18 protein-coding genes are annotated in these 24181 nt (G+C 71.1%); 13 read left to right on the forward strand and 5 right to left on the reverse strand.

Translation table 11 applies throughout. The features are described from left to right. Window positions 1–72 precede the first annotated feature (72 nt). The 7 genes from ACZ69I_RS18570 to ACZ69I_RS18600 all read left to right on the forward strand — a co-directional run bounded on the left by ACZ69I_RS18570 (window position 73) and on the right by ACZ69I_RS18600 (window position 11580). Window positions 73–1635, forward strand: a complete 1563-nt coding sequence (locus tag ACZ69I_RS18570) for a DUF4192 domain-containing protein (RefSeq protein ID WP_470833282.1) — start codon at window positions 73–75, stop codon at window positions 1633–1635. A 417-nt stretch (window positions 1636–2052) separates the two neighbouring features. After that, entirely contained in the window at window positions 2053–4059 is a 2007-nt protein-coding gene (locus ACZ69I_RS18575) for a glycogen debranching N-terminal domain-containing protein (protein ID WP_470833484.1), read from the forward strand. A 324-nt stretch (window positions 4060–4383) separates the two neighbouring features. After that, window positions 4384–5145 (forward strand): NUDIX hydrolase, encoded by a 762-nt coding sequence (locus tag ACZ69I_RS18580; protein WP_467676801.1) that lies wholly within the window; start codon window positions 4384–4386, stop codon window positions 5143–5145. Between the two features lie 233 nt (window positions 5146–5378). Then, on the forward strand, window positions 5379–7547 hold the full coding sequence (locus ACZ69I_RS18585; protein WP_470833283.1) for an ATP-binding cassette domain-containing protein: 2169 nt from the start codon (window positions 5379–5381) through the stop codon (window positions 7545–7547). 162 nt (window positions 7548–7709) lie between these two features. Next, the gene (locus tag ACZ69I_RS18590) at window positions 7710–8597 is read left to right on the forward strand and encodes a FadR/GntR family transcriptional regulator (RefSeq protein ID WP_467676797.1); all 888 of its coding nucleotides are present in this window, start codon (window positions 7710–7712) and stop codon (window positions 8595–8597) included. A 468-nt stretch (window positions 8598–9065) separates the two neighbouring features. After that, window positions 9066–10610, forward strand: coding sequence for an RNA polymerase sigma factor (locus ACZ69I_RS18595; RefSeq protein WP_467676795.1), 1545 nt, complete (start codon window positions 9066–9068; stop codon window positions 10608–10610). A 142-nt stretch (window positions 10611–10752) separates the two neighbouring features. Continuing rightward, on the forward strand, window positions 10753–11580 hold the full coding sequence (locus ACZ69I_RS18600; RefSeq protein WP_470833285.1) for a S1 family peptidase: 828 nt from the start codon (window positions 10753–10755) through the stop codon (window positions 11578–11580). 168 nt (window positions 11581–11748) lie between these two features. On the opposite strand, the gene ACZ69I_RS18605 is transcribed toward ACZ69I_RS18600, so the two are convergent. Next, window positions 11749–11979, reverse strand: coding sequence for a DUF7455 domain-containing protein (locus ACZ69I_RS18605; RefSeq protein WP_399536528.1), 231 nt, complete (start codon window positions 11977–11979; stop codon window positions 11749–11751). A 441-nt stretch (window positions 11980–12420) separates the two neighbouring features. Between ACZ69I_RS18605 and ACZ69I_RS18610 the strand changes: the two genes are divergently transcribed. The 6 genes from ACZ69I_RS18610 (at window position 12421) to ACZ69I_RS18635 (ending at window position 19405) form a co-directional block, all read left to right on the forward strand. Continuing rightward, window positions 12421–14544, forward strand: a complete 2124-nt coding sequence (locus tag ACZ69I_RS18610) for a DNA gyrase/topoisomerase IV subunit B (protein WP_467676791.1) — start codon at window positions 12421–12423, stop codon at window positions 14542–14544. Window positions 14545–14751: 207 nt separating this feature from the next. Then, on the forward strand, window positions 14752–15261 hold the full coding sequence (locus ACZ69I_RS18615) for a DUF1453 domain-containing protein (protein ID WP_470833288.1): 510 nt from the start codon (window positions 14752–14754) through the stop codon (window positions 15259–15261). Then, entirely contained in the window at window positions 15258–16403 is a 1146-nt protein-coding gene (locus tag ACZ69I_RS18620) for a sensor histidine kinase (RefSeq protein ID WP_470833290.1), read from the forward strand. The genes ACZ69I_RS18615 and ACZ69I_RS18620 overlap by 4 nt, the downstream gene beginning before the upstream one ends. Beyond that, window positions 16400–17137 carry a response regulator gene (locus ACZ69I_RS18625; RefSeq protein WP_470833292.1) on the forward strand — a complete coding sequence of 246 codons (738 nt, stop codon included), beginning with the start codon at window positions 16400–16402 and terminating at the stop codon, window positions 17135–17137. The genes ACZ69I_RS18620 and ACZ69I_RS18625 overlap by 4 nt, the downstream gene beginning before the upstream one ends. Before the next feature lie 112 nt (window positions 17138–17249). After that, window positions 17250–17816, forward strand: coding sequence for a DUF485 domain-containing protein (locus ACZ69I_RS18630; protein WP_467676783.1), 567 nt, complete (start codon window positions 17250–17252; stop codon window positions 17814–17816). After that, window positions 17813–19405, forward strand: a complete 1593-nt coding sequence (locus ACZ69I_RS18635) for a solute symporter family protein (RefSeq protein WP_470833486.1) — start codon at window positions 17813–17815, stop codon at window positions 19403–19405. Before ACZ69I_RS18630 ends, ACZ69I_RS18635 begins: the two co-directional genes overlap by 4 nt. Window positions 19406–19439: 34 nt before the next feature. Here ACZ69I_RS18635 and ACZ69I_RS18640 read toward each other — a convergent pair whose 3' ends face one another. The 4 genes from ACZ69I_RS18640 to ACZ69I_RS18655 all read right to left on the reverse strand — a co-directional run bounded on the left by ACZ69I_RS18640 (window position 19440) and on the right by ACZ69I_RS18655 (window position 24160). Next, on the reverse strand, window positions 19440–20117 hold the full coding sequence (locus ACZ69I_RS18640; protein ID WP_467676781.1) for a response regulator: 678 nt from the start codon (window positions 20115–20117) through the stop codon (window positions 19440–19442). Beyond that, on the reverse strand, window positions 20114–21805 hold the full coding sequence (locus ACZ69I_RS18645) for a sensor histidine kinase (protein ID WP_470833293.1): 1692 nt from the start codon (window positions 21803–21805) through the stop codon (window positions 20114–20116). Before ACZ69I_RS18645 ends, ACZ69I_RS18640 begins: the two co-directional genes overlap by 4 nt. Window positions 21806–21892: 87 nt before the next feature. Continuing rightward, complete coding sequence (locus ACZ69I_RS18650; protein WP_470833295.1) at window positions 21893–22834, reverse strand: sucrase ferredoxin; 942 nt, start codon at window positions 22832–22834, stop codon at window positions 21893–21895. Window positions 22835–22891: 57 nt separating this feature from the next. After that, the gene (locus ACZ69I_RS18655) at window positions 22892–24160 is read right to left on the reverse strand and encodes a citrate synthase family protein (protein ID WP_470833297.1); all 1269 of its coding nucleotides are present in this window, start codon (window positions 24158–24160) and stop codon (window positions 22892–22894) included. Window positions 24161–24181 lie beyond the last annotated feature (21 nt).

A 24181-nucleotide genomic window follows, 5' to 3' on the forward strand; every position in this document is an offset into this window, starting at 1 on the left:
TCTTGGCGTGCTCCTGATCTGGGTTATCCACAGGGCTAAGCGGAATCCTGTGATCCGCGGGAAAGTCGGCGCATGACGAAGAACCACAGCGAAGCAGCCGACCCGATCGGCCCCAACGGCTCGGCCTGTCCGAGGGATTCGTTCGACGAGCCGACGGTCACCCTGCGCACCCCGGCCGAACTGGCCGACGCCTTGCCGTACTTGCTCGGGTTCCAGCCCGAGGAGAGCATCGTGCTGATCGCCCTGCACGGCGCGCGCGGGCGGTTCGGCGGTCGTGTGCGCCTCGGAGTTCCCGGACGCGCGGAGGACTGGCCGTGCGTCGCGGAACAACTGGCCCAATGCCTGGTGGGCGGTTGCGAGAGGAGGGGCGAGCGCCCTGACGGCATCGTGGCCTTCCTGTGCCAGGAGCCTGCCGGGTCGGAGTCCGCACGACAGGTGATGGAACGCCTGCGCCCGCTGGCCCAGGCGCTGCGCACGGCGTGCGGTCGTCTCGACGTCCCGGTGTTCGAGGTCGTGTGTATCTCGGAGGGCCGCTTCTGGACCTACTGCTGCCCGGATACGCGCTGCTGCCCGCCGGAGGGCATGCCCCTGCTGAGGCCGGGCACCTCAGTCCTGGCCGCCGCGGCGACGTATATGGGGGTTCGAGCCGGCACCACGCAAAGCGAGATCAGGGGGCGACTGGCCCCTTGGCAGACCGCCGCGGCGGCGGACCAGGAGCGCGCGCTCGACGCAGCAGGCCTCACCCTCATCCCCAGGATGCTGAACGACATGGACTGGGGTGACGAGAGCCGTGGCGCGGGCGACCTGCCCGTCGAGAACCGACACGGTGAGGACGAGGGCGTCGCAGCCGAGACGCTCGACCTGGCCCGTCGGATCATGGCGCGCTTGGCCGCCGCGCCCCCGGTCGTCGACGCACTCGATGCGGACCGCAGGGACGACGAGCTGATCGCACACGACGAAGCGGCCGCACTGATCCTGGGCCTCCAGGTCCGGACGACCCGTGACCGTGCCGCGGAGTGGATGGAGGGCGCCGAGGCGCCACCCGCGCTGCGCCTCTGGAGGGCTCTGGCCCGACGCTGCGTCGGCGCGTACGGGGAGCACGCGGCGGCCCCGTTGTCCCTCGCGGGCTGGGTCGCCTGGTCGCTCGGCAACGTCGCGGAGGGGCAGGAAGCCCTGGAAATGGCGCTCTCCGCCGACTCCGGATATGCCTTCGCCCTGCTCCTCAACCAGGCCTGCAACGAAGACGTGGACCCGGAGTCGATCCGCCGCTGCCTGCGAAGGGAACGCGACGCCCGTGAGGAGGAGATGCGAGGCGAAGAACAAGGAGAGTCGGCTGAAGCAAGGGGCGTAGGCAAGGCAGAAGAGACGGGTGTGGCAGCAGAGCCAGGAGCAGCGGAAGGGTCAGTTGAAGCGGAAGGCACCGGCGACTCTTCCGGCTCTCCCGAGGTGTCGTCAGCCGTCGCTCCCCGTCGACGCCGCCGTCGACCCCCGCGCGCGTTCAGCGAAGACGGCCGCCGCCCCCAGGCTTCCGGTGGCCCCCGAACCTTCGGAAGCACGCGAACCTCGGAGGGTCCGGGCACCGGACCGCGGAACCGCCGCCGCACCATCCGGCGCAGCGCACGGGACGACCGATGAGCGCGTGGCTCTCGTGGTGGGCGGGGCGGAGAGGTCGGGCGTCACGGCTGCGGTCGGCCCTGGCACGCCCGAGAGACCGGGGCCGAGACCGGGGCCGAGACCGGGGCCGAGGCCGGGGCCAGGGCTGGGGCCACATGGGCGGCTTCCGGTGGCGCGGGCGTGACTCGGAGCGGGGTCGGCCCGTTCACCTGAGTGGCGGTACCCGCAGCAGGGTCGCGCCGTCGCATCTCCTGCGACTTTCCGTAGCGCAGACAACGCAGAAGAAGCTGCCTCATGTCTCTTCCCGCTCCGTCTTCCGGCTTCGACAGAGAGGGGCCCCAGCGGGCCGTGCGGGCCCGCTCGCCCCTGCCCGGCGGACCGGCCCGGGCACCGGCCCCGGTTCCGCGCCGCCCCGCCGAACTCCCGCCCGCGCACGCCATGCTGACCTGCGTCGCCCTGCCCGCCCTCGCGATCTCGACGGACCAGGGGCAGTTGACCGGCCATGGGCTGGAAGGCTTCTACCGCGCGGGGCGCCGCACCCTGTCCCGCTGCCAGGTGCGCGTGGCGGGCAGGGAGCCCGTCGCCGTACAGGCCCGCATGCTGTCGGCGGACAGCGCCCGGTTCGTCGCGACGCTGCGCCTCCCGACGGACAGCGGCCCCGACCCGGAGGTCGTCGTCGAACGGATCCGCTACGCGGACGGCACGGAGCGGATCACCCTGCACAGCACGTCCGGGCGCCCTCTCCGGCTGCCCGTCGAGATCTCGCTCGGCACGGATCTCGCCGAGGTGGGCGCGGTGGCCTCGGGCAGGGCGGGCCCCGAACTGCCCGCCAGCGTGTACGACTCCGGCATGCGGTGGGCCTCCGCCACAGGCCACTGCGTGGTCACGGCCACCCCTCCACCCCACGACGCCATGGCCTCCGCGGGACTGCTGCGCTGGGAGATGGACCTGCCGGCGGGCGGCTCCCGGAGCGTGGAGCTGCGCGTGCGCGCCGACGGCGCCGGGCCGGTCCGCGCGGCGAGCCACCACGGAAGGACGCGGTCCCTCGCCGGTGCCCGAGCGGTCGGCGACGACCCCAGGGTCCAGCCGCTCCTCGACCGGTCAGTCGAGGACCTGCAGGCACTGCTGCTGCGCGACAGCGAGCATCCGGCCGACGTGTATCCGGCCGCGGGGGCGCCGTGGCGCTGCGGCCTGGCACCTGCCGAGGCGCTGGCCGCCGCCCGGATGGCACTGCCGTTGGGCACGCGGCTCGCCGCGGGGACGCTGCGCACCCTTGCCCGCAGCCAACTCACGGGCCCTGGAGACCGGTCGGGCATGATCCCGGGGCCGTTGCGGGACGCGGGCCCCCACTTGCCACCCGGCTGTACGGGCACCGAGGCGACCCTGCTCTTCCCGGTGCTCCTAGCCGAAGCGTGGCGCTGGGGGCTTCCCGCACAGGAAGTCGAGGAGCTGCTGCCCGCGGCGGAGCGGTGCCTGCGGTGGCTGCGAACCGCGGTCGGCGACGGCGTGTACCTGTCCGACGCGCACCCCGGCGCGCATCGGTCCGCACCTACGAACCAGACCAGACCGGTACCTAAAGACGGCTTCGCACCCCACGCCACCCACCCCGGCGGCAGCCTCGCACGCAGCGACATCCAGGCACACGCGCACAGAGCCGCGCTGCTCGGCGCCGATCTGCTTGAGGCGCACGGCCGGGCGGATGCCGCTGGTCTCCGGCAGTGGGCGGCACGGCTGCGGACCGTGTTCCGGGAGGAGTTCTGGGTGGACGACAGGGCGGGCGGCAGACCGGCTGCCGCCCGCCAGGCCGACGGGCGCCCCGTTCCACACCTCAGCGGGGGAGCGGCCCATCTCCTGGACACCGGCCTGCTCGGTTCCGGCGTGCTCGCCCCCGGGCTGCTCGACAAGGTGCGGACCGAACAGCTCGCGCGGCTGCTCGGAGGCCCCGCCATGGACTCCGGCTGGGGGCTCCGCAGCCTCGGCGCGAAGGAGCTCTTGTACAACCCCTTCGGGCACCGGGGCGGGGCGGTCCGGGTGCAGGAGACGGCGGTAGCCATCGCGGGACTGGCCGCGGCAGGCTACGAGAAGGAGGCGAGTTCGCTACTGCGCGGCATGCTGTCGGCAGCGGAGTTCTTCGGCCACCGCCTGCCCGAGATGTACGCGGGGGAGCAGCGCACCGAGGGCGGAACCCCGCTGCCGCACCCGGCCGCCTGCCGCCCGGCGGCCACCGCCGCGGCCGCCGGGGTGCACGTGCTCGTGGCGCTCGCCGGAATCCGACCCGACGCGCCGAGCGGCACGGTCACCCTGAGCCCGCTCCGCAGCGCCCCGCTGGGGGAACTGGGGCTGAGCGCACTGAACGTCGCGGGCGCGCCGTTCTCCGTACGCCTGAGCCGACTCGGCCTCGCCATGGTCGAGGAGGCAGCCGACGGGTTGCAGTTGGGAGTGTGATCCGGCTACCCCGGAGGGGGGGCGCACTGACCTCGCTGACTCGATGACAGTCCTCAAATAATCCTCCGTGCAGATGTCTTCGCGTGACTTCGCACATGGGTCCGTCGGCACCGCCTGTCCGGCCCGACACCACACCCGCGGCTCACCGAAGTACCCGCCACCATCTCTAACGGGCCCCTGAACGGCTCCGCTGCTCATGATCACCGGAGCTGCTTGCGTAGGGCCTGAGGCCACCCGGGGCGCTCCCGGAATCGCTCCTCCTCGAACTGGGAAGCAATGGGCGAAGGAGGTGTTTATCGTCAGGCAGACGACTATGATCGCGGCATGTCGCCCTACGACCCGTCGGCCTTCCCGCCCTTCGCAGTCACCGTCGACCTGGTCGTGCTGACCGTGCGCCGTCACGCGCTCTGCGCGCTGGCCGTGCGGCGTGGCGAGCAGCCGTTCCAGGGGCGTTGGGCGCTCCCCGGAGGCTTCGTACGGGCAGATGAGGACCTGTCGGCGGCGGCCGCGCGCGAGCTGATCGAGGAGACGGGCCTGTGTGCCCACAATCCCGACGCTCCGGCCCAGGCCAACGGAGCGCACCTCGAGCAGCTCGCGACCTACGGCGACCCGAAGCGCGATCCGCGCATGCGCGTCGTCAGCGTCGCCCACCTCGCGCTGGCCCCGGATCTCCCCGCACCCCGACCCGGCGGTGACGCGCACAGCGCGCGCTGGGCACCGGTCGAAGCCCTGCTCAAGCAGGGGGGCTACGGCCGCGAGGACGAGCAGGCGGCGCCGCTCGCCTTCGATCACGCTCAGATCCTCGCGGACGGAGTGGAGCGCGCCCGTTCCAAGATCGAGTACTCCTCGCTCGCGACCGCCTTCTGCCCGCCCGAGTTCACCGTCGGTGAGCTGCGACGGGTGTACGAGGCCGTCTGGGGCGTCGTCCTCGATCCGCGCAACTTTCACCGCAAGGTCACGGGCACCCCGGGCTTCCTCGTACCGACCGGCGGAACGACCACCCGGCAGGGCGGCCGTCCTGCCCAGCTCTTCCGCGCGGGCGGCGCCACGCTTCTCAACCCGCCGATGCTGCGCCCCGAGGTCTGACGGTCGCGCGCGCTGCCACCCTGTGGTCCTTGGGGTCCCCGTGGTCCCCGCGGTTCCGCCGAGGGCGAGCTACCCGCGGGGTATCAGCAGAGGTGCGGGCCGCCGCGCCCGCACCCTGACCGAAAAGCCGTAAATGTCGCGTTATCTTGCTGCAGTACCCACGGGGTCCGTCCGTCCCCGACCGGTGGACGGGCCCCGGCCGCCGCGCGGTCGCACATCCTGCGAGAGAAGCGATGATCCAGGCCATCGGACTGACCAGCAATCCCCGCCAGGAGTTCCCGCCCGCCGTGGACGACGTGTCCTTCGAGGCGCGCACCGGCCGTGTTACGGCGCTGCTCGGCGCCGACACCGCCGAGACGACCACGGCGTTGCGGCTGATGCTCGAACTCCAACAGGGCCGTGGAATCACCTACTTCAGAGGCCGCCCCCTGCACCGCATCGCGCACCCGGGGCGTGAGGTGGGTGCTCTCCTGGGCGAGGTCCCGGGGCACCCGGCACGCTCGGTCCGCGGTCATCTGCGCATGCTGTGCGCGGCCGCGGGAGTCCCCGTCCAGCGCGCCGACGACGTCCTGGAAGTAGTCGGCCTCGTCAGCCTCCGGGACCAGCGCCTCGGCACCCTCTCGCGCGGCATGGACCGCCGCCTGGGGCTGGCCTGCGCGCTGCTCGCCGATCCGCACACCCTCATCCTGGACGGGCCGGGCGACGGCCTCTCGGCCCGGGAAGGCGCGTGGCTGCACGGAATCCTGCGCGCCCACGCCAGTCAGGGCGGCACGGTCCTGTTCACCACGGACGACCCCAAGGAGGCCGCCCGCGCCGCCGACCGCGTCGTCACGCTGGAGGCGGGAAGGCTCGTCGCCGACCAGGAGGCCACGGACTTCGCGCGGACCCGGCTCCGCCCCCGCGTCGCCGTTCAAAGCCCGTACGCCGCCCGCCTCGCCGCGCTCCTCACCAAGGAGGCCCGCGCGAGGCAGCGCCCTATCGAGGTGGTCAGGGAAGGCGGCAACAGGCTGTCCGTATACGGAAGCAACTGCGCCGACGTGGGGGAGACCGCGTACCGGCACGGCATCCTCGTCCACCAACTCGCCGACGAGGTCGGAGATACGGGACCGCTGAAACAGTCGTCACCCGTGGCGCTACCGGGGCCCACCGCCAGCCCTCAGACGCGGACGGAATCCCACCCGCGCGAGGCTCCTGCCTCTAGCTCTACTCCCACCTTCGTCTCTCCTCCCACCCCCACCCCGCCCCCCGCCCCCGCCACAACCACGCCCGACGACCCGGCCGAGGTCACCCAACGGCTGGCCACGACCGCCGCCGTGGACCCCGCTGCCCCCGGAGAACTCTCCCGCCCCGCCGCCCCCGCCGAGCTCACTGCGGAACCCACCGCCGAGGCTCAACCGCACGCCCACGCCGAAGGCGAACCCCAACCCCAACCTCAACCCGAAGCCCAACCCCAACCCCAAGCGGAAGATCTGACGCCCCCCGCACCCGGCGCAGCCCCCCTCATCCCCCTCAAAGTCGACGACACGATTCCGCTCAAGAGCGGTGCCCCGCGCCCCGCCGCTCTCCCCCCGAGCACACCCGCCCCCCGCGACGCGGTGTCCTCCCTGCCTCCGCCCATCACCGTCCGCCCCAGCCGCAGCCCCCTGCGCCCCTTGCGCTACGAGGTGCGCCGCCTGACGGGCGTCGGCACTGGATATCTCACCCTTGCCTTCGTTCTCGCCGCCTCCGCCTTGATCTGCGTCTTTCTGGCGCGTGCCGGGCACACGTCGCAGCAGCGCCTCCTCGCCGCCTGGCCCGGCGAACTTCCCCTGCCGCCCGCGGCCCTTGGCGCGGGGCTGCTGGGTGCCCTCGCCTTCGGCGACGAGTTCCGCCACCCCGCACTCGCCGCGGACAGGGGCACCGTGCCGCGCCGCCTCGGAATGCTCGGCGCCAAACTGCTCGTCGCGGCCGCCACGGCGCTGCTCCTGGGCACCCTCGCGGTGGCTTCCGACGCCGTGCTGCTCCACCTTGTATACGGAGAGGAGCTCACGAAAGTTCCCTCGGACTGGCTTTCTCTGAGCGCCAGTTGGGTAGCTCTGGTGACGGGATGCGCCTGGGCCGGAGTGCTGGCCGCGGGTGTCTTCCGGTCCACGACCGCGGGACTCGCTGCCGTGCTCGCGGTGCCGATCATCGTCGTACCGCTCGTACAGAAGGCCGTTGAGGGACCGTCCGTGCGATCGGCCGCGGGGCTTCCGGGGCGGCTTCGGGACCTTGCTCTGGTGCAGTGGCCGTTCGGCGCCGAGCGGTATCTGGCGGCGGGCGTACGCATGATCGCTCAACCTGTGGGCACTGCACTGATGTTGTCCGTGGCCGCTCTGCTCTGCGCATATCTGCTCACGGCGATGCGCGCCAGGGTCCGATGACGACCGCACGCCGTCTCCCGGCGGCGGGCTGCGCGCAACTCCCCGGATGACGTCCATTTCTTTCCGATAAGGCGTCAATTGCGGCGGGGTAAGCGATCACCCTTTCGTGTGCTTTTCACCAAAGACCTCAAGGGAGTTGGAGGCGGCGCCGACAACTGATCCGTGAGTACCCTTGCGCACACCATGATGACCACCGCCCGCTCCGCCGACTCCGGTCTCGCCGGCCCGGGCGACCTCGACCGATACCCGTTCGCCGAGTCCTCGGGCCCCGAGCGTGTCGCCCCGCCCGTGTGGGACGGCGGCGACCAGGACCTGGGGCGGGTGGGCCGGCGCGCCGCCGGAAATCGCGGCCGCGGGCTGCACGGCCAACTCGTCCAGCAGCTTGGCCAGATGATCGTCTCCGGTGACCTCGGCGCCGACCGTCCGCTCGTCCCCGAAGAGATCGGCCAGCGCTTCGAGGTCTCGCGCACCGTCGTCCGCGAGTCCCTGCGCGTGCTCGAGGCCAAGGGCCTCGTCAGCGCCCGGCCCAACGTCGGCACGCGCGTGCGCCCCGTCAGCGACTGGAACCTGCTCGACCCCGACATCATCGAATGGCGGGCCTTCGGGCCGCAGCGCGACCACCAGCGGCGCGAGCTCGGCGAGCTGCGGTGGATGATCGAGCCCCTCGCCGCCCGCCTCGCCGCCGGGCACGGTCGCGAGGAGGTGCAGCAGCGTCTCGCCGACATGGTGGAGATCATGGGGCACGCGCTGGCCCAGGGAGACGTGATCACCTTCTCCCGCGCCGACGCGGAGTTCCACTCGCTGCTCATCCAGGTCGCGGGCAACCGCATGCTGGAGCACCTCTCCGGCATCGTCTCGGCCGCCCTGCAGGTCTCGGGCGGGCCGACCACGGGCTGCGACCGCCCCACCGAGGCCTCCCTGGTGCACCACTCCCGGGTGGTCGACGCGCTCGCCGCGGGCGACGGGGCGGGCGCCGAGGCCGCCATGAGGCAGCTGCTCACCGTCCACCCCGAGGTGGAGCGCGTCGTGCCCGCCCCGCGCGAGCACTGACCGCGCGGCCTCGCCGACGCCGCGGTCGTGCGCGCGCCTCGCGGCGGCGCTGAGCCATCGCGTACGTCGATCCGTACGCCGTCGACGGCTCCGCCACCGCTTCCTGTGTCGCCGGATCCCCGCGGGCTCCTCGAGAGCCCGGCGGGGTCCGGCGACACGACTGTGGGGGGTTTCTTTGCAGGGCATCGGGGGATCATTCGTGCATGCGTTTAGGTCGCTTATGACAGTGAATAGATGTTTTTGAGCGCTTACGGGGTGTGACTCGGGCCACGTAGATTGGGCGTAACGCTCCAAGGAACAGCGCGATGACCTAAGAGGTGATAGCCGAGGAGGGAATACAGACGTCGTTCGCGGCGCTGTCCAGCTCCCAGGCCCCGCCCGCGCCGTCGGCCCAATCCCCTGCCGCCGGTCGTCGGCTCCGGTCCACAATGGACGGGGCCGGAAGCCGTTTTCCAACGTTCCGAGAGGTTGTTCGTGTCGGCCAGCACATCCCGTACGCTCCCGCCGGAGATCGCCGAATCCGTCTCTGTCATGGCGCTCATCGAGCGGGGAAAGGCTGATGGGCAGATCGCCGGCGATGACGTGCGTCGTGCCTTCGAAGCTGACCAGATTCCGGCCACTCAGTGGAAGAACGTTCTGCGCAGCCTCAACCAGATCCTCGAGGAAGAGGGTGTGACGCTGATGGTCAGTGCCGCGGAGCCGAAGCGCCCCCGCAAGAGCGTCGCAGCGAAGAGCCCGGCCAAGCGCACCGCGACCAGGACGGTCGCGGCCAAGGCCGCCACGGCGAAGCCCACCGCCACCGCCGCCACTGAGGCGCCGACCGCGGACGGCTCCGCCGAGGACACGCCCGCGAAGAAGGTCGCAGCCAAGAAGGCGACGGCCAAGAAGGCCGTCGCGAAGAAGACCGCCGTCAAGAAGACGGCGGCCAAGAAGACCGCCTCCAAGAAGGATGCCGACGAGCTCCTGGACGAAGAGGCCACCGAGGAGGCACCCGCCGCTGGCAAGCCCGGCGAGGGCGAGCCGGCCGAGGAGGGTGCTCAGGGCTTCGTGCTGTCCGACGAGGACGAGGACGACGCTCCGGCCCAGCAGGTCGCCGCGGCCGGCGCCACCGCCGACCCCGTCAAGGACTACCTGAAGCAGATCGGCAAGGTCCCGCTGCTCAACGCCGAGCAGGAGGTCGAGCTCGCCAAGCGCATCGAGGCCGGTCTGTTCGCCGAGGACAAGCTGGCCAACGCCGACAAGCTCGCGCCGAAGCTCAAGCGCGAGCTGGAGATCATCGCCGAGGACGGCCGCCGCGCCAAGAACCACCTCCTGGAGGCCAACCTCCGCCTGGTGGTCTCCCTGGCCAAGCGCTACACCGGCCGCGGCATGCTCTTCCTGGACCTCATCCAGGAGGGCAACCTCGGTCTGATCCGCGCGGTCGAGAAGTTCGACTACACCAAGGGCTACAAGTTCTCCACGTACGCCACCTGGTGGATCCGTCAGGCGATCACGCGCGCCATGGCCGACCAGGCCCGCACCATCCGCATCCCGGTGCACATGGTCGAGGTCATCAACAAGCTGGCCCGTGTCCAGCGCCAGATGCTCCAGGACCTGGGCCGTGAGCCCACTCCGGAGGAGCTGGCCAAGGAACTCGACATGACCCCGGAGAAGGTCATCGAGGTCCAGAAGTACGGCCGTGAGCCGATCTCCCTCCACACCCCTCTGGGTGAGGACGGCGACAGCGAGTTCGGTGACCTCATCGAGGACTCCGAAGCGGTCGTGCCGGCTGACGCGGTGAGCTTCACGCTCCTCCAGGAGCAGCTGCACTCCGTCCTGGACACCCTGTCCGAGCGTGAGGCGGGCGTGGTCTCCATGCGCTTCGGCCTCACGGACGGCCAGCCCAAGACCCTCGACGAGATCGGCAAGGTCTACGGAGTGACGCGTGAGCGCATCCGTCAGATCGAGTCGAAGACGATGTCGAAGCTGCGCCACCCGTCGCGTTCGCAGGTTCTGCGCGACTACCTCGACTAGGCACCGGCAGTCACCAGGCACTCTGCGAAAGGCCCGAAGTCCGCGACGACGCGGCTTCGGGCCTTTCGCGTGCGTGGGGTGCGCGGCAGGCAAGATTGGATCACTCTGGGTACCCGATGGCAACCCAGAGTGAGGATCTCGCATGCGTCGTCTCTTCGCCCGAGCGTGGACAGGAGCACTGGCCCTGGCGGTCGGCGCCGTCCTGCCGATGGTCGCTCCCGTACCAGCGGCGGCCGACAGTGTGGTCGTCGGAGGCCACCCGGTGAACGTGTCCGACAGCCCCTGGGCGGTGGCGATCTCCAGCCGTGCCCGGTTCGGAAGTGCGCGCGCCGGGCAGTTCTGCGGCGGCGTGGCCGTCGGGCGCTCGACGGTCCTGACGGCGGCCCACTGCATGAGCAAGGCGGTGCTGGGCGTATCCGTGGGCAATATGTCAGACCTGAAGGTCATCGCGGGCCGTGCCGACCTCCGTTCGGCGGAGGGCATGGAGCTTCCGGTCCGCGACGTCTGGGTGAATCCGGAGTACGACAGCTACACGAACTCCGGCGACGTGGCGGCGCTGACGCTGGCGGAACCCCTGCCGCAGGGCTACACGATCCCCATGGCGCCAGCAGGTGACCCGGCGTACGCGACGGGCACGGACGCCGCCGTGTACGGCTGGGGAGACACCACGGGGTCGGGCAGCTACGCCCGCACCCTGCACTCGGCACGGGTGGGCGTGCTGGCGGACGCGGTGTGCGAGAAGGCGTACCCGGGCAGTGCGGACGGGAAGTACGTCGCCCGGACCATGCTCTGCGCCGGTGAGATGCAGGGCGGCCGTGACGCCTGTCAGGGGGACAGTGGCGGCCCGCTGGTCGCCCGGGGGCGGCTCATCGGACTCGTGTCCTGGGGGAGCGGCTGTGGGCGCGCCGGGAGCCCTGGGGTCTACACGCGGATCTCCGCTGTCTCCGGAGTCGTGCGCGGCCTCCACTGAGGTGACCAACCGTCCAGGGTCAGGCGTGTGGGCTGCCTCTCAGGAGGCCCGAGAAGGGCCGTGGAGGGCCCTGTGACGCGAGCGGGCGGTCGCCCCGGCTGTCGGCCGGGGCGACCGCCCGTTCACCGGCCTGGTGTGCCGGAGCTGGCTCGTCGTGGATGCGAGGTGTCAGCGTTCCTCTTCGGTGGAGCTTTCGGGAACGGCGGTCAGGCGCTCCGTCTCGTCCTGTATCTCAGCGGCGATCTTCTTGAGTTCCGGCTCGAACTTGCGGCCGTGGTGGGCGCAGAAGAGCAGTTCACCGCCGCTCAACAGGACGACGCGCAGGTATGCCTGGGCGCCGCAGCGGTCGCAGCGATCAGCGGCCGTCAGGGGGCTCGCGGGGGTCAGAACAGTAGTCACGTCGCCTCTTCTCTAGCTCGACGAGCTGTCGTACCAGGGTCAACATCCAACCAGGCCGAAAACGTTCCCGCTCGTGGCTTTTCCTCGAAGTTTCTTTTTGAGGAGGTTGTCCGTTGCCGGTTGGCGGCGAATGTGCCGTATTGCGTCTCTTACGTGTCTTACGGTTTCGCGCTGTCTGTCAGGTCGGATCCTCACCGGCTGGCTTGCCGGTTGTTCATGAGGACGTGCCCGGAGCCTAAATGGTTCATGCCTGGAAGGGAACGTGACGTGCGCTTCACTCCATCGAGGGATCGAACATGCATGCGAGTGTGGACTAGTCTGAGTTGAGACGAGGGTGGCGTTACAACGGCTCTACCAGGCCTCGGTACCCTCTGAGCGGTAACCGAAGCCGCGTCCTTACCCCAAAGGACCCCCCTTGAAATTCAGCGAGGAGCGAACCGCGTGACCGCCGAGACGTCCGTGCCGTCGACAGCATTGCTGACAGGAGCAGATCGGGACGGTTCCAACTACACCGCGCGGCACCTCCTCGTCCTGGAGGGCCTGGAGGCCGTCCGTAAGCGCCCGGGCATGTACATCGGGTCGACGGACAGCCGTGGCCTGATGCACTGCCTGTGGGAGATCATCGACAACTCCGTCGACGAGGCTCTGGGCGGCTACTGCGACCACATCGAGGTCATCCTCCACGACGACGGTTCGGTGGAGGTCCGGGACAACGGCCGTGGCATCCCCGTCGACGTCGAGCCCAAGACCGGCCTCTCCGGCGTCGAGGTCGTCATGACCAAGCTGCACGCGGGCGGGAAGTTCGGTGGTGGCTCGTACGCGGCCTCCGGCGGTCTGCACGGTGTGGGGGCGTCCGTGGTAAACGCGCTCTCCGCGCGCCTCGACGTCGAGGTGGACCGCGCGGGGCACACCCACGCGATCAGCTTCCGGCGCGGCGTCCCCGGCGCCTTCGCCAAGCCCGGCCCCGAGGCGTCCTTCGACCCCTCGGCCAGGCTGAGCAAGGTCAAGAAGATCCCCAAGGCCCGCAGCGGTACGCGGGTGCGGTACTGGGCGGATCGGCAGATTTTCCTCAAGGACGCGAAGCTGTCGCTGGAGAATCTGCATCAGCGGGCTCGTCAGACGGCGTTTTTGGTGCCGGGTCTGACGATCGTGGTGCGGGACGAGGTCGGCCTGGGTGAGGGGGGCTCCAAGGGCGAGGAGTCCTTCCGTTTCGACGGCGGGATCAGTGAGTTCTGCGAGTACCTGGCGCAGGACAAGGCGGTCTGTGATGTGCTGCGGTTCTCCGGGCAGGGCACCTTCAAGGAGACCGTGCCGGTCCTGGACGAGCACGGCCAGATGACGCCCACCGAGGTCACCCGTGAGCTCGGCGTGGACGTGGCGATGCGCTGGGGCACCGGATACGACACGACGATCAGGTCGTTCGTGAACATCATCGCCACCCCCAAGGGCGGCACCCACATCACCGGCTTCGAGCGCTCGCTGGCCAAGACGATGAACGAGGCGCTGCGGGCCCAGAAGGTGCTGCGGGTGGCCGAGGACGACATCGTCAAGGACGACGCCCTGGAGGGGCTGACGGCGGTGGTCACCGTGCGGCTGGCGGAGCCGCAGTTCGAGGGGCAGACCAAGGAGGTGCTGGGCACCTCGGCGGCCAACCGGATCGTCGCCACGGTCATCGCCAAGGAACTCAAGGCGTTCTTGACCTCGACCAAGCGGGATGCCAAGGCGCAGGCCCGGGCGGTCATGGACAAGGCCGTCGCCGCCGCCCGCACCCGGATCGCGGCCCGTCAGCACAAGGACGCCCAGCGCCGCAAGACCGCGCTGGAGTCCTCCTCGCTGCCGGCGAAGCTGGCGGACTGCCGCAGCGATGACGTGGAGCGCAGTGAGCTGTTCATCGTGGAGGGGGACTCCGCGCTGGGCACTGCCAAGCTGGCCCGCACCTCCGAGTTCCAGGCGCTGCTGCCCATCCGCGGCAAGATCTTGAACGTGCAGAAGGCGTCCGTGACGGACATGCTCAAGAACGCCGAGTGCGGGGCGATCATCCAGGTCATAGGGGCCGGGTCGGGCCGTACCTTCGACCTCGACGCGGCCCGCTACGGGAAGATCATTCTGCTGGTGGACGCCGATGTCGACGGCGCGCACATCCGGATTCTGCTGCTGACGCTGTTCCAGCGCTACATGCGGCCGATGGTCGAGGCCGGGCGGGTGTTCGCGGCGGTCCCGCCGCTGCACCGCATCGAGCTGAGCCAGCCCAAGAAGGGCCAGGACAAATACCTCTACACCTACTCCGACCGTGAGCTGCGCGAGACGCTCCTGGAACTGCAGCGCAAGAACATCCGCTACAAGGACTCCATCCAGCGCTACAAGGGCCTGGGCGAGATGGACGCCGACCAGCTGGCCGAGACCACGATGGACCCGCGCTACCGCACCCTGCGCCGGATCAACATCTCCGACCTGGACTCCGCCGAACAGGTCTTCGACCTGCTGATGGGCAACGACGTCGCCCCCCGCAAGGAATTCATCACCAGCTCCGCGGCCACACTCGACCGCTCACGCATCGACGCGTAGCCGCAAGCGCCGGAGGGCTGCAGCGCGCCACAGGGCGCTGATCAGCGCGGGAGCCGTGTACTCCACCCGCGGGTGGAGTACACGGCTCCACCCGTGTTCAACCCCTGCGCCGATCCCTTGACCAGCCGATTTCCGTAACGTCGAACGCGTCGATCCGTCTCGGATCGGTCTCGTTCCGCTCGTACCGCTCGTCGTACGGAGGCTGACATGTCCGGGCTCACCAACACGATGGTGATCTGCGCTGTCGTGGCGCTGGTGGTCGTCCGCCAGTTCAAGGCCCAGCAGATCGGCACCGACCGGCGCTGGTGGCTGATACCGGCCGTACTGGTCTTCCTGGCCGTGCGCGAACCAGGCCTGATCGACCCCCACCACCGCACCGCTTCCGTGGCTCTGCTCGCCGCCGAGCTGGTCGTCGGGCTGGCCGTAGGGGCCGGCTGGGCACGGACCTCGCATGTGTGGACCGACCCGGACGGCACCGCCTGGAACAAGGGCACCAAGGCCACCGCCGCGGTCTGGGTTGCCGGGACGGGGCTGCGGGCGGGCCTGTTCGGTATCGGCTCGCTGCTGCATGTGCGCCAGGGCAGTGCCGGTCTGATGCTGGCCCTCGCGGCCACACTGCTGGTCCGCAGCGGTCTGCTCCTGCTGCGGACCGGATCCGGACACACCACGTTCGGTGCGGCCGCGGCCCGGCAGCCGATGCGGAAGGAACCCGTGTGAGTGGGGACCGCTGGACGCGATGGCCTTCACAGGAGGCGCTGGCTTGGGCAGGGCTGAGCATGGCCCGGCTCTGGTTCGTCAGGGTGCTGCGCGTGGTGATCCTCAGCGCTCTGTTGTGGAGCACGTTCCACGAGGACCGTGGCTGGCGCCTGGTGGGTGGGGTGGCCATGGTCGTCGTCGTCACCTGGGCGGCGTGGGCACTCTTCCGTGTCTCGTTCGGCCATCGTCTGTGGCCGTCGCTGGCGCTGATGGCGCTGCTCATGGGAGCGGCGGTCGCGGCGGGGAGCGCCGACTGGCGCGTGCTCGCGCTCGTGCTGTGGTGCGCCACGGCCGTCACTGCCCTGGAGCGGCTGCCACTCGTCGCGGCGGTGCCCTGCGTGCTCGTGGCAATGACCGGATACGTCACGTACGACGGCGACAACTGGCTCATCACAGCGCTCACCGTCATAGGCCTGGCGCTTGCCGGGTACACCCTGCGCCTGGATGCCGAGGCGCGCGGCAGTGCTCATCGGCTGCTCGCCCAGGAGCGGGCGGCACGAGTCGCGGAGGCGGAGTCGGCCGCGCTCGCCGAGCGGGCCCGCATCGCCCGCGAGATCCACGACGTGCTCGCGCACAGCCTCTCCGCGCAGCTCGTGCACCTGGAGGCGGCCCGGCTGCTGATCGAGGGGGACGCGGCCAAGGATCAGGTCCTGGACCGGGTGGTGGCGGCGCGGTCCATGGCCAGAGAAGGGCTCGCCGAGACGAGACAGGCGCTGTCTGCGTTGCGCGGTGAGATGACCCCGGTCGAGGACTTCCTGCGCGAGCTGGTCACCGCGGACCGTGCCTCGGTCACCGTCACGGGGGACGCCCGGGCGCTGCCGGCCGAGGCGTCCCAGGCGGTGCGCAGGGTGGCGCAGGAAGCCCTGACGAACGTCCGCAAGCATGCGCTGGGGGCGAAGATCCAGGTGTGCCTCCAGTACGGGGAGGGTGAAGTGAAGCTGGACGTCAGGGACTCGGGGGGACAGCCGCCGGGGGAGCTGGCCGCCTCCGGCGCCGGGTACGGTCTGCTCGGGATGCGTGAGCGGGCCGAGCTGCTGGGAGGGTCCCTGGAGGCAGGGCCGGGTGAGGAGGGCTTCGTGGTGACGCTGAGGGTGCCGGGATGACGCGGGACGACGGCACCGCCGGGATCGCGGGCGAGAGCTCGGCCGGGCCTGCCGCAGGGGGAAACAAGCCACCCGCGCGGGTGGTGGTGGTCGACGATCAGACCGTGGTGCGCGAGGGGATCGTGATGTTGCTGGGACTACTGCCCGGCATCGAGGTCGTGGGCTCCGGCGCCGACGGAGATGAGGCCGTCCGCCTCGTCGCCGAACTGGCTCCGGACGTGGTCCTGATGGACCTGCGCATGCCCCGCTGCGACGGCGCGGAGGCCACGCGGCGCATCCGTGCCGAGTATCCGGGGACGCAGGTCGTCGTGCTCACCACGTATGCCGACGACGATTCGCTGTTCCCGGCGCTCAAGGCGGGTGCGCGCGGCTATCTGACCAAGGACGCGGGCGGGGACGAGATCGTCCGGGCCGTCGAAGACGTGCTCTCGGGTGATGCCGGGCTGGCACCACAGATCCAACGGCGTCTTCTCGAACGGCTGTCGGAGCCCGATGCGATCACGAGTGCCGTGCCGCCCGACGGCCTCACGGCGCGGGAGACCGAAGTGCTCGCCCTGATCGCCGAAGGAATGTCGAACCACGAGATCGCCCGGTCGTTGCACGTCTCCACCGCGACGGTGAAGACCCATATCAACAACCTCTTCGCGAAGGCGGGGCTCAAGGATCGTGCGCAGGCGGTCCGGTACGCCTTTCGGAACGGACTGACCAAGCCGGAAGGGAGAGCCAGCACCTGACGATGCTTCACCTGATGGGGTGAAGAGCGCGGGGAAGGGGAGTCAGAGATCTAACCGTTCTGTCCATCCTTGGGCACGTGGCCGAACAGGGCTGCGGACTAAGGAGAGTTCGGTGGAGAACCACGACGGGCCCGATGTGGTGCCGGGCCGGGCTGATGTCGGCCCGGACCGGTCCGGCGACCTGAGGGACCCCTGGTACGACGCGCTCGCCTCCGGCTGGGGAGAACTGGACGGCACAGGGGCACCGGCCTCAGTGGTGGCGCCCCGGGCTCCGGGCCCGCAGCGGGGTGCGGGACCGGACGACATCTACCTGGAAGTGCAGCGCAGCGACGCCTTTCAGCAGGTGCGCAGCCGGTATCGAGGGTTCGTCGTCCCGGCTACGGCCCTCTTCTTCACCTGGTATCTCGCGTACGTGGTGGCCGCGACGACCGCGCCGGGGCTGATGGCGCGCCCCATCACCGGGGCCGTGAATGTGGCGATGCTGGCGGGGCTCGGACAGTTCCTCTCGACGTTCCTGCTGACCTGGGCGTACGCGCGGCACGCCCGGTTGCGGCGGGACCGGGCGGCGCTCGACTTGCGCTGGGCCGTCTTCGAGCAGAAGAGGGAGCAGGAGCAGCGGCGGGAGCGGGACGCCTCGCACGGGCGCGACGCGGCACGGGAGCAGGAGGGGCAGCACTGATGGGGGATCACCAGAACCTCGCGCTTCTGCTGTTCGGGGTGTTCGTGGCCGTCACGCTGGCGATCACCACTTGGGCGAGCCGTCACCGCCAGGGCTCGGCCGAGGAGTTCTACGCGGGCGGGCGGCTCTTCTCCCCGATGGAGAACGGTTTCGCCATCGCCGGCGACTACATGTCGGCCGCCTCCTTCCTCGGCATCTCCGGGCTCATCGCCCTCTTCGGGTACGACGGGCTGCTCTACTCGGTGGGGTTCCTCGTGGCATGGCTGGTCGTGCTGTTCCTCGTGGCCGAACTGGTGCGCAACTGCGGCAGGTTCACGCTCGGTGATGTCGTCGCCGCTCGGATGAAAGAGCGTCCGGTGCGGATCGCGGCGGGAACCTCTTCGGTGACCGTCTCCGTTCTCTATCTGGTGGCGCAGATGGTGGGGGCGGGCTCGCTGGTGGGGCTGCTGCTCGGCGGGACGAGCGGAGCGGCGCAGACCTGGACGGTCATCGGCGTCGGTGCGCTCATGGTGATCTATGTCTCGATGGGAGGGATGCGGGCCACCACCTGGATCCAGATCGTCAAGGCGGTGCTGCTGATGGGTGGGGCGATCGCCCTGACTGTGCTCGTCCTGGTGCACTTCCACGGGGACTTCAACCAACTGCTGCGGACCGCCGCGGACCGCAGTGGCCACGGCGACCGGTTCCTCGCGCCCGGGCTGAAGTACGGCGGGGGCTGGACGGCCCGGCTCGACTTCATCAGCCTCGGGCTCGCGCTCGTGCTCGGCACTGCGGGGCTGCCGCACATTCTGACCCGCTTCTACACCGTGCCGACCGCGCGAGCCGCCCGCCGTTCGGTCGTCTGGTCCATCGGGCTCATCGGCAGCTTCTATCTGATGACGATCGTGCTCGGCTTCGGCGCGGCCGCTCTGGTCGGCCCGGACGCCGTACGCGGGTCGAATGCCGCGGGGAACACGGCGGTCCCGCTGCTCGCCCTCGACCTCGGAGGCGGCGCGGACTCCACAGGCGGAACGGTTCTGTTCGCGATCGTCGCCGCCATCGCCTTCGCCACGATCCTCGCCGTGGTCGCCGGTATCACGCTGGCCTCCTCGGCGTCCGTGGCCCATGACCTGTACGCCTCCCTGCGGCGGCGGAACGCGAAACCGCGCAGCGAGGTGGCGGTGGCCCGCGTCGCCGCGGCCGGGATCGGAGTGGTCGCGATCGGCCTGGGCCTGCTGGCACGCGACCTGAACGTCGCGTTCCTCGTGGGTCTGGCCTTCGCGGTCGCCGCGTCCGCCAACCTGCCGGTGCTGCTCTACTCCCTGTTCTGGCGGAGCTTCACCACCCGGGGCGCGGTGTGGTCGGTGTACGGAGGACTGCTGCCCGCGCTCGCGCTGGTCGCCCTCTCTCCCGTCGTATCCGGAGGGCCGCACTCCCTCTTTCCTGGCGTGGACTTCCAGTACTTCCCGCTGGAGAACCCGGGCCTCGTCTCCATCCCGCTCGGCTTCCTCGCGGGCTGGCTCGGCACGGTGACCTCGCGGGACGAGGCGGACGAGGCCAAGCACGCGGAGACGGAGGTGCGGTCGCTCACCGGCGCCGGGGCGGTGTAACGATTCCCTGCCACGTCGCGGAGCTTCGGGCCGCTCAGCCGCTGGCCGCCCACTCGTAACGGTGTTCCGGACGGCCCGTGTCGCCGTACTTGAGGCTCAGCCGGACCCGGCCGGTGCGCTCCAGGAGCTTCAGATAGCGCTGTGCCGTCTGCCGGCTCAACCGCGTGCGGTCCGCCAACTCCTGGGCCGAGAGCGGCCCTTCCGCGGCCATCAGCGCCCGGCGCACCAGCTCCGCCGTGGTGGGGGAGTGCCCCTTGGGCAGTTCGGGCGCCGGCGTCGCCGAGAGGGCGCCGAAGATGCGGTCGACCTCGGCCTGTTCGGCCTCGCCTCCGCCGTCCAGCGTGCGGCGCAGAGTCGCGTACGCGTCGAGCTTGGCGCGCAGGCCGGCGTACGAGAACGGCTTGACCAGGTACTGGAGTGCGCCGTGCCGCATCGCCGCCTGCACCGTGGCGACGTCGCGCGCGGCGGTCACCATGATCACGTCGGTCTGGTGGCCCCGCTCCCGCAGGCTGCGTACGACCCAGAGGCCGGTCTCGTCCGGCAGATAGTGATCGAGGAGCACCAGGTCGACGGGCACGTTCTCGACGAGGCGCAGGGCCTCGGCGGCGTCGTGGGCTTTCGCGGCCACCCGGAAGCCGGGGATCTTCGCCACGTAGGCGGCGTTGACGTCCGCGACCCGGGTGTCGTCGTCCACGACGAGCACCTCGATCATCGCGACTCCTTCGGGGCCCCGGTCATCGTGGCTCCTTCATGGCTTCGCTCATCGTGCTCCTCGGCGGGGGCGAGATCGGGCTCCGCGAGCGCCTCCGGCAGCACGACGGTGAACTCCGCGCCCCCGTCCGGCGCTTCGTCGACCCGCGCGCTGCCGCCCTGCCGCTCGGCGAGCCTGCGGACCAGGGCGAGGCCGATGCCGCGCTTGCCGTGGGCCGGCGGCTCCTTGGTGGTCCAGCCCTCGGTGAAGATCGTCTCGCGCTGCCCGACGGGCACTCCCGGACCGGAATCGCGTACCTGGAGGACCACGGTCCGCCCGTCGGCGCGCACATCGATCTCCACGCGCGCGTGGCGGGTGCCCGCGGCGGCATCGAGTGCGTTGTCGACGAGGTTGCCGACGATCGTCACGAGGCCGCCCGGGTCCACGAGCCGGTCGGGCAGCGCGCTGTGGTGCGGCACCGAGAGTGTGACGCCCCGCTCCGCGGCGACCGTGGCCTTGCCGACCAACAGGGCCGCGAGCAGCGGGTCGTGGACCTTCTCGGTGATCTGCTCCGCGGTCACCCGGTGGGCGCCCGCCACCTCGCCGACGAACTCCGCCGCCTCCTCGTACATCTCCAGTTCGAGCAGGCCGAGGAGGGTGTGCATGCGGTTGGCGTGCTCGTGGTCCTGGGCGCGCAGGGCATCGATGAGACCGTGGGTGGAGTCGAGTTCGCGGCCGAGCTGCTCCAGCTCCGTGCGGTCGCGCAGGGTCGCGACGGCGCCGCCGTCGTCGGTGGGCATGCGGTTGGCGACCAGGACGCGCTGCCCGCGTACGGTCAGAAGGTCGGTGCCGGTGACCCGGCCGGCCAGCACATCGGTCGTACGTCCCACCCCCAGCGCGTCGTCGAGCGGCTGCCCGATCACCTCCGTGCCCAGGCCGAGGAGCCGCTGCGCCTCGTCGTTGAGCAGCCGGATCCGGCCGCCCCGGTCGATCGCGACGACCCCCTCACGGATGCCGTGCAGCATGGCCTCGCGCTCCGCGAGCAGGGCGGAGATGTCGGAGAAGGCCAGGTCCCGGGTCTGCCGCTGCACCCTGCGGGAGATCAGATACGCGGCGAGTGCGCCGACCGCGAGGGCCCCACCCGCGTAGGCGAGCAGTCCCGGGATCGAGTGGACCAGACGGGCCCGCACACTGTCGTACTCGATCCCCACGGAGACAGCCCCCACGATGTCCCCGCCCGCGTCCCGCAGCGCCACCTTGCCGCGGGCCGAGCGGCCCAGAGTGCCGTTGTCGATCTCCATGACGTCACGGCCCGCGAGGGCGTCGCTGGGGTCCGTGGAGACGACCTTGCCGATCTGGCCGCGGTCCGTGTGGGACCAGCGGACCCCGTCCTTGTTCATGATCACCACGTACTCGGCGCCACTGGCCCGCCTGATCCGCTCGGCCGCCGCCTGGACGGGACCGTCGGCCGTGGGTCTGGAGGCGGACAGGTCCTCGGCGAGCCGTGGCTGGGCGGCCGTCGTCTGCGCGATGGCGAGCGCGCGGCGCATCGCCTGGTCGTCGAGCTGGTCGCTCAGCGGCGCGAGGAAAAGACCGGTGGCGAGCACCGCGACCCCGGCCGCGATGGCCAGCTGCATCAGCAGGACCTGCGAGAACACGCGCCGCGGCAGACCGAGGCGGAGGCGTCGCGCAGGGGAGGTCGGGCTCATGGGTACGAACGGTACGGCCGCCGACGGGCTACTTCGAAGTCACTGTGGCAGGGATCTCGTACGAGGGCCGCGGGTGCGGGAGCGGTTTTACGGGGCGCCGAGCGGGCGATGACCGTCCGCCCCGTCCTGGAGCGCCCGCACCGCCGTCACGTCCATCCGCGTCGGCGACGCGGGAGTCGCGCCGCAGCTCTCCGGGCGGGGCGGGAGCGAGGCAACCTCGTCGACGGTGACCTGCCACCGGCGGCCGTCGGTGTGCGCGACGGTCACTTCCCGGTGGGGGCTCGGGCCGTCGGTACGGAGGACGCTCAGGGCCCCGGCCGCGTACTCGCCGACCGTCGTGCGCACCGCGAGCTCGGCGGCCTGTCCGGGACGTTCCCAGGCGGAGTTTCCCCGGCAGGCATCGGTGACGACGCGGCCTGCGCGGGCCGCGTCGAGGATCTCCTTGACGGCAGGCGCCCGCACTCGCCCGTACGCGTATCCGTACGGCAGGACGAGCAGGGTGGGAGAGAAGCGATGGCCACCCAGATGGGTGATTTCCCAGGCGCCCTTCTCACCCGATTCGGCGAGCTCGGCGGCGAGCGGCCTGCCGAGCAGGGCGCAGCAGCGGTCGCGCTTGCCGTTGGTGCAGACGAGTACGAGCGGGGCGCCGGTGTGCGCCGCGCCGAAGCCGCCGTGGTCGCCCGCGCCGAGTGCCGCGAAGTCGAGGTCGAGCAGCTGGCGCGGGTCGTCGATCACCGCGCCGCGCAGCCAGGTGCGACCGGGGACGGTGTGCCCCACGTACACCTGGTGTCGCGTCGACGCGTGACAGTCGGCGTGGCGTCCGGGGCGGCGGATGAGAGCGATGCGTACGCCGGTCCCCTCGGCGGCGGCCTCCAGGGCGCGGCCGGTCTCCGGGTCGAGATGGCTGGACCTCAGCGCCTTGGCACCCCAAGGACCGGGCTGCTCCAGCAGAAGCCACGTCCTGGCGGTGGCCGCGGTGCCCGCGAGAGGCTCGTCCAGGTCCCGCGAGGCGGTCGCACACGTACTCACGCAGGCGAGCCTAACCCGCACCGCCCCAGCCGCCGCACGCCCCACAGGAGCGGGGCGTCACGGTGTGGGGGAGGACGCGGGAGAGGGCATCGGCTGGGGCGGGCGCACGCCTACGTACTGGCCGCTCGGGCGCATGCGCAGGGGGCGTTCGCCGTACTCCTCCAGAGCATGGGCGATCCAGCCCGCCGTACGCGCCACCGCGAAGACCGTCTCGCCCGCCTCCGCCGGCATCCCCGAGGAGGCCGTGAAGACGGCCAGCGCGAGGTCCACGTTGGCCCGCAGGTCGGTGTGGCGGGCGGTGGTGGCCACCACGTCGCGGGCCGCGGCGAGGGCGGGACCGGCCTTCGGCATCACCTCCAGGAGGGCGAACAACGCCTGCGCGCGCGGGTCCTCGCCCGGGTAGAGGCGGTGCCCGAGCCCGGGGACGCGGCGGCCCGCACGCAGCTCGTCGGCGACGACGGGCGCCGCGCTGCCCCGGTCGAGCACGTCGAGCAGCATGCGGTGGGCGAGACCGCTCGCCGCACCGTGCAGCGGGCCTTCCAGTACGCCGAGTCCCGCCGACACCGCGGCGTAGGGATGGGCGCGCGCCGAGGCGGCGACCCGGACGGCGAGCGTCGACGCGGCGAGGTCGTGGTCGACGAGCAGCGCGAGGGCCGTGTCGAGCGTGTGCAGTACCGCCTCGTCCGGCTTGCTGCCGGTCAGCCGTGCCCACAGCCGGCGGGCCAGGGGCCCTTCGTCACGGTGGCCGGACAGGACCGGGGGGAGCGCGGTCACGAGGGTGGGGATCAATGTGCGTCCGGTGCCGATGACCGCCTCTTCGGAGAGGTCGAAGCGCAGCGGGTCGGCGGCCGCGGCGGAGATGGCGGCGACGCGCAGGCGGTCGGTCGGACCGCTGTGCTCGGGCAGCGCGTTGACCGCGCGACGGGCCGCGGAGGCGGCCTCCTTGGGGGCGGTGAACTCGACACCGGGGCGCAGGACACCGGTCCAGAGCCACTCGGCCGCCTCTTCGAAGGAGTGGTTCAGGGCGAGCTCTGTCGCGTCGACACCGCGGAAGTAGTAGCGGTCCTTGTCGATCAACGTGATGCGGGTGCGTACGGAGAGTTCGTTGCCGGTGGCGGGGGATGCGGGCTCCCGCCTGTTTCTGCGGGCCAGCGCCTCGACCTCCTTGGCGTCGAACGTGCTTCCCCGTGCCCCCGGGCCGCGGCGGCTGCTGAGCTGACCGCGGCTCACGTACGCGTACACGGTCTCGGGCTTCACGCCGAGCAGTTCGGCGGCCTCCTTGGTGCTGAGCCGCCGGCTTTCGTGCGTGGTTCCTTGATCCGTCATGGGCGTCACCGTATCCGCATC

This window comes from Streptomyces sp. NPDC036815, assembly GCF_055609205.1.

Bases quoted from the DNA above. Each gene is read 5' to 3' on its own strand.
- ACZ69I_RS18575 (WP_470833484.1), top strand. From the start codon at position 2,053: ATGCTGACCTGCGTCGCCCTGCCCGCCCTCGCGATCTCGACGGACCAG.
- ACZ69I_RS18645 (WP_470833293.1), bottom strand. From the start codon at position 21,805: ATGAGCCCGACCTCCCCTGCGCGACGCCTCCGCCTCGGTCTGCCGCGG.
- ACZ69I_RS18600 (WP_470833285.1), top strand. From the start codon at position 10,753: ATGCGTCGTCTCTTCGCCCGAGCGTGGACAGGAGCACTGGCCCTGGCG.
- ACZ69I_RS18625 (WP_470833292.1), top strand. From the start codon at position 16,400: ATGACGCGGGACGACGGCACCGCCGGGATCGCGGGCGAGAGCTCGGCC.
- ACZ69I_RS18640 (WP_467676781.1), bottom strand. From the start codon at position 20,117: ATGATCGAGGTGCTCGTCGTGGACGACGACACCCGGGTCGCGGACGTC.
- ACZ69I_RS18570 (WP_470833282.1), top strand. From the start codon at position 73: ATGACGAAGAACCACAGCGAAGCAGCCGACCCGATCGGCCCCAACGGC.
- ACZ69I_RS18585 (WP_470833283.1), top strand. From the start codon at position 5,379: ATGATCCAGGCCATCGGACTGACCAGCAATCCCCGCCAGGAGTTCCCG.
- ACZ69I_RS18615 (WP_470833288.1), top strand. From the start codon at position 14,752: ATGTCCGGGCTCACCAACACGATGGTGATCTGCGCTGTCGTGGCGCTG.
- ACZ69I_RS18580 (WP_467676801.1), top strand. From the start codon at position 4,384: ATGTCGCCCTACGACCCGTCGGCCTTCCCGCCCTTCGCAGTCACCGTC.
- ACZ69I_RS18655 (WP_470833297.1), bottom strand. From the start codon at position 24,160: ATGACGGATCAAGGAACCACGCACGAAAGCCGGCGGCTCAGCACCAAG.